Origin of the sequence: Bradyrhizobium sp., assembly GCF_016462955.1 — a bacterium.
Classification (GTDB): domain Bacteria; phylum Pseudomonadota; class Alphaproteobacteria; order Rhizobiales; family Xanthobacteraceae; genus Bradyrhizobium.
This window is the reverse complement of the sequence record NZ_JAEMSD010000014.1, coordinates 25,507-29,410: the sequence shown is the minus strand read 5'-3', so window position 1 is coordinate 29,410 and position 3,904 is coordinate 25,507. Positions and strand designations below refer to the sequence as shown.

At 59.3% G+C, this 3,904-nt stretch carries 4 protein-coding genes; 2 read left to right on the top strand and 2 right to left on the bottom strand.

From position 1 onward, the window contains the following. Both JHD07_RS03305 and JHD07_RS03300 read right to left on the bottom strand, forming a co-directional pair. Positions 1 to 987: hypothetical protein (locus JHD07_RS03305; protein WP_291618890.1), on the bottom strand; the 987-nt coding region annotated here is incomplete at its 3' end. 263 nt (positions 988 to 1,250) lie between these two features. After that, complete coding sequence (locus tag JHD07_RS03300) at positions 1,251 to 2,153, bottom strand: LysR family transcriptional regulator (protein WP_291618888.1); 903 nt, start codon at positions 2,151 to 2,153, stop codon at positions 1,251 to 1,253. Between the two features lie 142 nt (positions 2,154 to 2,295). Between JHD07_RS03300 and JHD07_RS03295 the strand changes: the two genes are divergently transcribed. Next, positions 2,296 to 3,084 carry an enoyl-CoA hydratase/isomerase family protein gene (locus tag JHD07_RS03295; RefSeq protein ID WP_291618886.1) on the top strand — a complete coding sequence of 263 codons (789 nt, stop codon included), beginning with the start codon at positions 2,296 to 2,298 and terminating at the stop codon, positions 3,082 to 3,084. Positions 3,085 to 3,143: 59 nt separating this feature from the next. After that, positions 3,144 to 3,794: a peroxiredoxin-like family protein gene (locus tag JHD07_RS03290; protein WP_291618883.1), complete on the top strand. Its 651-nt coding sequence runs from the start codon at positions 3,144 to 3,146 to the stop codon at positions 3,792 to 3,794. Positions 3,795 to 3,904: the final 110 nt, after the last annotated feature.

Here is a 3,904-nt window from a genome sequence, read left to right as displayed (position 1 = left end):
CATTACGCCGTCCGCGGTGTGGCATCGAATTGAATGTCCTTCGCGAAAGCGCTCCTCGGAGACCGCGCATGTTTCGCCAAGAATGGTTTCAGTTCGGCTGCTGTCCGGCAATTTCTGTTCGGCAATTGCCCTAAGTGCCTTCTCGACGCTTAATTGTACCGGCTCGCCAGCCGCGTCGCTTTGAAAAATGACGCTGAGCCGCTCTACCTCGTTTTTAAACGTGATCCTGCGTCCCCCTTTTCCGTCCACGTCCTCAGTGTAAGTCCAGGGATAGTGTCGTCGGATCGTGCGCGTCTGGACCCGCCGGTCCGGGCTCGCGTTGAGCCTACTTTGCAGGACTACGGTAACGTCGTCCGGCGAGTTGGATGGCCTCGGCACGGTTGGCGTCGTTAGCCAGGACTTCAGTTCAAGCCTGCCGGCGGGCGGTAGCACTTCAGCAGGAGCTACCGGCTTCCGTACCATCTCGATAGTGTCGAAAGACCTACCCGGCAGAAGGTCGCCCTCAATCCGGGACCATAGCTCGATGCCGTCAGGAGTCACGCAACTCAAGCTTCTGGCATCGCGGCGGCCAAGGGTCTTCGACAAGTTCCAGACTTCGCAACCTTCACTGAGCAATGTTTGGCGTTCGCCGGTCTTGAAGGGACCATCACCCCACCGAATGAGATGAGCCATGGCCGGACCGCGCAGGACATGCAACCAGTCGTGGCTCTCGCTTTGTGCAGTCGGCTCACGAGCGAAGGTGACGAACAGTCCTCCAGGACCGAAATAACTCGTCGAACGATAAGCCTTCTTGTCAAAATTCCCGTCGATCCGCATCCACCCGCGGTGGAAAGTACGAATTTCCTTAAAGGTCGGCCCATGAGAGAGTTTCACGAAAATCGTAGCGACGTAATCTGGCGCATTCTTCAAAGGCAGGAATGGAGCTTCGGGAGCGGCGGACGCGATATGCGGCCAGATCAACGCAAAGAAGAGCGCCCATTTTTTCATTTCATTCGCCTTTAGAGGAACAAACGAGCCCGCGCGGTTGTCCGCGCAACCATCAAAGCCAACCTGTCTACGCGGCTCGCATCACGCAAATAAACTGCCCCCAAGTCTCCAGTCGGCGAATCAAAAATACAGGAATCGAGTGCCGACGATTTCAGGCAAAGCATTTGCCAACAGTTAAGCATGACCGCTAGTCGTGCCGGTTTTTCTAATCGGGGTTTATTACGTTATTACGGTGACAGTGCACTCAATTCTTATGCTGACGCTCAGCCAGCGGATAGGCCGTAGCGGCTGAGCACCGGATCGATCTCGAGTTCGTTGGCTAGGAAGTCGATCATTGCTCGCACCTTGAGCGGCACGAAGCGACGTGACGGGTACACGGCATTGAGCGGCAGAGGCTTGGGCTCGTATGACCTGAGCAGAACTTGCACCTTTTTGTGCTTCACTTCATTCGAGAACGCGAATGCCGGGATGACGGCAATGCCGAGACCGGCAAGCACGCCTTCACGCACGGCTTCCGAGTTGTCGACGCGATAGCGGCCCGAGACAGCCACCACCAGCGGCCCGTCCTTGCTCTCAAAGTGCCATCGATTCCCCGTGGCGAGGCGCGTGTAGACGATGCACTGATGGCGTGCGAGGTCGGCAGGCGCACGTGGTGTGCCGTGCGTCTTTAAATAGGCCGGTGAGGCTACCGTAAGCCGGCGCACCATGCCGATATTTCGCGCAACCAGGCTCTGGTCGGTGATCTCGCCAACGCGTAGCGCTAGGTCGATGCCCTGCTCGACGAGATCGACGAAGCTATCGCTCATCGTGACATCGATCGACAGATCAGGATAGCGCGAGAGGAAGCTGGCAAGGCGTGGCACGATATGTCGACGGCCGAGCACCACCGGCACAGCGAGACGTAGCGTCCCAATGGGTTTCGCTTGCCGCCGGCCAACCGCGTTTTCCGCCTCGCCAACGGCCTCCAAAGCACGGAGCGCATGCTCGTAGAATGCGCGGCCATCGTCGGTCAGCGTCAAAGCACGTGTCGTACGGGTGAGAAGGCGCGCACCGAGATGCTCCTCAAGCGCTGCGATCTGCCGGCTGATCGTCGGCTGCGTCGAGTTCTGTTCGACTGCGACCGCGGTGAAGCTGCCGGCTTCGACCACACGGACGAACGTCTTCATCGGGCCCAGTAGATCCATTATTCATACGCCTTTCGTATCAATGATATGAAATATGTAGGCGTTCCGCAAGCTGCAGACATGAGCCATTGATGCATCAGGCGACGACACAACGCCGCCGGTACGCAACGCTACGGAGATGATCATGAGCGCCGAAACCAATTCAGTACCGGCCTATTTCAGCCGCTACGCCCATCTCCGCATGAGCCGGGATGCTGACGGCATATTGCTGGTCGAGATGCATACAAACGGCGGTCCGATTAAATTCGATGCGCGCGACCATGAGGGCTTCACGGACGCCTTCTACGAGATCAGCCGCGACCGTGGAAACAAGGTCGTCATCCTGACTGGTGTCGGCGACTACATGGCCGAGATCGACTTCGACAGCTTCGGAAATGTCGGCGATGCCAATGTTTGGTCGAAAGTGCACGACGAAGGCACCCAGATCCTCGAGAACATCGCCAACATTCGCGTGCCGATGATCGCCGCCATCGAGGGCAAGGCGCACATCCATACCGAGTATGCGCTTCTCGCCAACGTCATCGTTGCTGCCAAGACGGCGACTTTCCACGATCTGCCGCACTTCGCCGGCGGGATCGTTCCAGGCGATGGTGTTTACACGACGTGGTCGTATCGCGCTGGAGCCGGCCGGAGCGAGGCATTCCTCCTTAGCCCGCGTCCGGTCACGGCAGAGGAAGCGGCAGCATGGGGCGTCGTGAATTACCTGGCGGATGCCGGCAGTGCCGTCGCGGTCGCCCGTGATCTGGCGCAGCAATACCTCAAGCAACCCGAGGTGACGCGCCGCAATACGCGCATCCACTTCATCCAACCGCTGAAAGAGCGGATCGTCCGCGAAGTCGGCTACGGACTCGCGCTCGAGGGCGCCAGCGCCAACGCGCTCGTCCAACACATGATGGCTGCGTCAAAGACGTAAGTACCCGTCGAACAACGACTAACTTCAATTCATTTTGGCCGACATTCCGGAGAACGACCATGTCCCTGCAAACCGAACTCGACACCTTCAAGACATCCTGGCGCGAGCGCGTCGGCGCTGAAACGGCGAAGCTCGTCGATGACGACAATGCGGCGCTGCAGTCGCTGGCTGATCGCGCGCTCAAGGCCGGTACACAGTTTCCAAAACGACAACTGCCGAACCAGATCGGTGGCACGACCGATCTCGGCGCTCTGATCGCGAGCGGCCCACTCGTTGTGACCTTCTATCGCGGCGGCTGGTGCCCCTACTGCAATCTCGAACTACGCGCCTACCAGAAAGCGCTGCCCGAGATCACGGCGCTTGGCGCCCGCCTTGTCGCCATCTCGCCGGAGACGCCCGACAACACGCTGACGACCGCTGAGAAGAACGCCCTGAGCTTCGACGTGTTGAGTGATACGGACGGTGCGCTGGCCGATGCACTCGGCATCCGCTTCCAGCTCTCGCCAGCCATCCAGGCGCTTTACCAGAAATTCGGCCACGACCTGCCGACCCGCAACGGGGACGGACAGTGGTCGCTGCCAATGCCGGCGAGCTACGTCGTCGAGAAAGGCGGCCGTATCGCTCTCGCGAGCGTCGATCCCGACTACCGCAACCGGATGGATCCGGCCATAGCGCTATCGGCGCTGCGCAAGATAGCAATCGCGTCCTGATCTCAGATCTCAAGAGCGAAAATTGTCATGAGCACGTCGCTTTCCACGTTTTCCGTACCGACTGTGCCTTCGCGGGTGGCTTTGCGCGACCGCCCGGAAGTGCGCGGCCT

What these genes read in the sequence shown, in the direction of transcription:
- JHD07_RS03290 (WP_291618883.1), top strand. Translation starts at nt 3,144, where the DNA reads ATGTCCCTGCAAACCGAACTCGACACCTTCAAGACATCCTGGCGCGAG.
- JHD07_RS03300 (WP_291618888.1), bottom strand. Translation starts at nt 2,153, where the DNA reads ATGAAGACGTTCGTCCGTGTGGTCGAAGCCGGCAGCTTCACCGCGGTC.
- JHD07_RS03295 (WP_291618886.1), top strand. Translation starts at nt 2,296, where the DNA reads ATGAGCGCCGAAACCAATTCAGTACCGGCCTATTTCAGCCGCTACGCC.